This is a genomic window from Cellulomonas septica (assembly GCF_012396155.1).
Lineage (GTDB): Bacteria > Actinomycetota > Actinomycetes > Actinomycetales > Cellulomonadaceae > Cellulomonas > Cellulomonas septica.
Map to the genome: position 1 here is coordinate 1 of NZ_JAAXOY010000371.1, position 3515 is coordinate 3515.

3 protein-coding genes are annotated in these 3515 nt (G+C 72.5%); all 3 read left to right on the forward strand.

The annotated features are described in order from the left end of the window. Positions 1–47 precede the first annotated feature (47 nt). Positions 48–1070, forward strand: coding sequence for a Holliday junction branch migration DNA helicase RuvB (ruvB, locus tag HGA02_RS13395; RefSeq protein WP_168679424.1), 1023 nt, complete (start codon positions 48–50; stop codon positions 1068–1070). A gap of 122 nt (positions 1071–1192) precedes the next feature. After that, positions 1193–1624: a preprotein translocase subunit YajC gene (gene yajC / locus HGA02_RS13400; protein WP_343035473.1), complete on the forward strand. Its 432-nt coding sequence runs from the start codon at positions 1193–1195 to the stop codon at positions 1622–1624. Between the two features lie 82 nt (positions 1625–1706). Continuing rightward, on the forward strand, positions 1707–3515 hold a 1809-nt coding region (gene secD, locus HGA02_RS13405), incomplete at its 3' end, for a protein translocase subunit SecD (RefSeq protein WP_168679425.1).

Here is a 3515-nt window from a genome sequence, read left to right on the forward strand (position 1 = left end):
CCGGGCCGGTCGCGGCCGACGAGGTCGCGAGCTCCTCGTCGTCAGCCATGCCCGCCGAGTCGCTGGTCCGGTCCGGAGCGGACGACCTCGAGCGTGCCGCCGAGGCCGCGCTCCGCCCCCGCTCGCTCGACGAGTTCGTCGGGCAGCGCGTCGTGCGCGACCAGCTGTCGCTCGTCCTGCAGGCCGCACGTCGCCGCGGCCGCGCCCCCGACCACGTGCTCCTGTCCGGCCCGCCCGGCCTGGGCAAGACGACGCTCGCCATGATCATCGCGGCCGAGCTCGGCACGTCGCTGCGCGTCACCAGCGGTCCGGCGATCCAGCACGCGGGCGACCTCGCGGCCGTCCTGTCCTCCCTCGAGGAGGGCGAGGTGCTGTTCCTCGACGAGATCCACCGCCTCGCACGCCCCGCCGAGGAGCTGCTGTACGTCGCGATGGAGGACTTCCGCGTCGACGTCGTCGTCGGCAAGGGCGCGGGTGCGAGCGCGATCCCGCTGGCCCTGCCGCCGTTCACGGTCGTCGGCGCGACGACCCGCGCGGGCCTGCTGCCCGCCCCGCTGCGTGACCGGTTCGGCTTCACCGGCCACCTCGACTTCTACGAGACCCACGAGCTCGAGCGCGTGCTCCTGCGGTCGGCCGGCCTGCTCGGCGCCCCGCTGGCCGCGGACGCCGCCGCGGAGATCGCGTCGCGGTCACGCGGCACCCCGCGCATCGCCAACCGCCTGCTGCGCCGCGTGCGCGACTGGGCGGAGGTGCGCGGCGACGGCTCGCTCGACCTCGGCGCCGCGCGCGCCGCGCTCGAGGTGTACGAGGTCGACGAGCGTGGCCTCGACCGCCTGGACCGCGCCGTGCTGTCGGCGCTGTGCACCCGGTTCGGCGGGGGACCGGTCGGCCTGACGACGCTCGCCGTGGCGGTCGGCGAGGAGCCGGAGACGGTCGAGACGGTCGCCGAGCCGTTCCTCGTGCGCGAAGGGCTGATCGGCCGGACGCCGCGCGGACGCGTCGCGCTGCCGGGCGCCTGGGAGCACCTCGGGCTCGAGCCGGTCGCCGGTCCGGGCACCCTGTTCGGCTGACGGCCGGTCGGGGGAAGAGGGCGGCGCGCGTCGAGGGAACCGGGCGGCACGCCCGGACGTTGGAGCGGCGGGCCGCTGCGCCTAGACTGCCGCAGTCACACCACTCGATCGGAGCCGTACTCGTGCCGGACCTCAGCTTCCTCCTCTTCGTCGCCGTCGCCTTCGGCCTGCTCTGGCTCATGACGAGCCGCAGCCGCAAGCAGCAGCGCACGGCGCAGGAGTTCCGGAACAACCTCGCCCCCGGGGACGAGATCATGACCGGCTCCGGCCTGTTCGGCACGGTGGTGGAGGTCGACGGCGACGTCGTCACCGTCGAGTCGACCCCCGGCGTCCGCACGCGCTGGATCCGCGCCGCGATCGCCAAGAAGGTCGACCCGCCCGTGGAGGAGGACGAGTACACGGACGAGGCCGACGACGAGACGACCGACGACGAGGCCGTGACTGATGCCGACCGCATCGCGCGCGCCAACGACGAGGTCATCGACGTCCCCGACGACCTATCCTCGCTCCCGCCCGTCCTGCGCAAGAAGGACGACGAGCCGGACACCAAGTAACCGCACGGCCCGGGTGACGACGCCCGGGCCTGGACCCCACCGGTCACCTGGGTGACCGGTGCGCGCACGAGAGAAGACTCCGTTGGCCCCTCCTACCCGCCGTCACCGGCCGGTCCGCACGCTCCTGTGGCTCGGGCTCCTGATCGTCGCCATCTTCGGCACGATCTTCGCCGGCACCAAGACGTCCGACGCCACGTGGACGCCCAACCTCGCGCTCGACCTCGAGGGTGGCACGCAGATCATCCTCAAGCCGGTGTCGGAGGACCCCGGGGCGATCACGGCCGAGACGATCAACCAGGCGATCGCCGTGATCCGTCAGCGCGTGGACTCGTCCGGCGTCGCCGAGGCGGAGATCACGAGCCAGGGCAACAACATCGTGGTCGCGCTGCCAGGCACCCCGAGCGAGGAGACCCTCGACCTCGTCCGGACGTCGGCGCAGATGGAGCTCCGTCCCGTCCTCGTCGCCGGGGCGCCCACGCCCACCACGACGGACGAGGCCGCGACCCCCGCGCCGACCGAGTCGGCGGCCGCCCAGGCAGGCGAGGAGGGCGACGCCGCCGCCGGTGACGCGTCTGCGGACGCCGCGGCGACGCCCGAGCCGACGCCCGCCGCGTCGGAGGCGCCGTCGGACACGCCGTCCAAGGCCTCGCCCGACAACGCGAGCGACATCGCGTACTACGTGACGCCCGCGGTCCAGGCGGAGTACGACGCGCTCGACTGCACCGACCCGAAGAACCTCACGGGTGGCGCCTCGGGCGATCCGGACAAGGCGTTCGTGACCTGCGACCCGGAGGGTCAGGGGAAGTTCATCCTGGGTCCGGTCGAGATCGAGGGCAAGGAGATCGACAGCGCGAGCTCGGGACTGCGGACGACGCAGTCCGGCGCGACCACGGGTGAGTGGGTCGTCAACCTCGAGTTCAGCTCGAAGGGCACGACGGAGTTCACCGAGGTGACGACGCGTCTGCAGGGCCTGTCGACGCCCCAGAACCAGTTCGCCTTCGTGCTCGACGGACTCGTCATCTCGGCACCGAGCCTCGCGCCCGGGACGATCATCTCCAACGGCAAGCCCGAGATCTCGGGCAGCTTCACGCAGGAGTCGGCCGCCACGCTGGCGAACCAGCTGAACTTCGGCTCGTTGCCGCTCAGCTTCACGGTCCAGAGCGAGGAGCAGATCTCCGCGACGCTGGGCTCGGAGCAGCTGCAGAAGGGCCTCATCGCAGGCCTCATCGGCCTGATCCTCGTGGTCGTCTACTCGCTGCTCCAGTACCGGGCGCTGGGGCTTCTCACGGTCGCGTCGCTCGTGGTGGCGGCTGTCCTGACGTACGGCGTCATCACGCTGCTGTCGTGGACGCAGGGCTACCGCCTGTCGCTCCCCGGTGTCGCCGGTCTGATCGTCGCGATCGGCATCACCGCGGACTCGTTCATCGTGTACTTCGAGCGGATCCGTGACGAGCTGCGCGAGGGCCGCACGCTCCAGGCCGCCGTCGAGCGCGGCTGGGAGCGTGCGCGACGCACGATCCTGGCCTCGGACGCCGTCAACTTCATCGCGGCGATCGTGCTCTACGCGCTCACCGTCGGTGGAGTCCGGGGCTTCGCCTTCACCCTGGGGCTCACGACGATCATCGACGTGATCGTGGTGTTCCTCTTCACGCACCCGATGATGACGCTGATCGCCCGGACGAAGTTCTTCGGCGAGGGCCACCCGGCATCCGGCCTCGACCCGCGCCGCCTCGGCGTCGACACCGTGCGCTACGCCGGTCGCGGCCGCGTCGTCTCGCCGTCGACCACCGGCAAGTCGGCGAAGAAGGACGGCGACCGCGTCCCGGTCGGCGTCGGCACGAGCGGCGCCGCCGCCACGTCCGGCCCGACGATCGCGGAGCGCCGCGCGGCG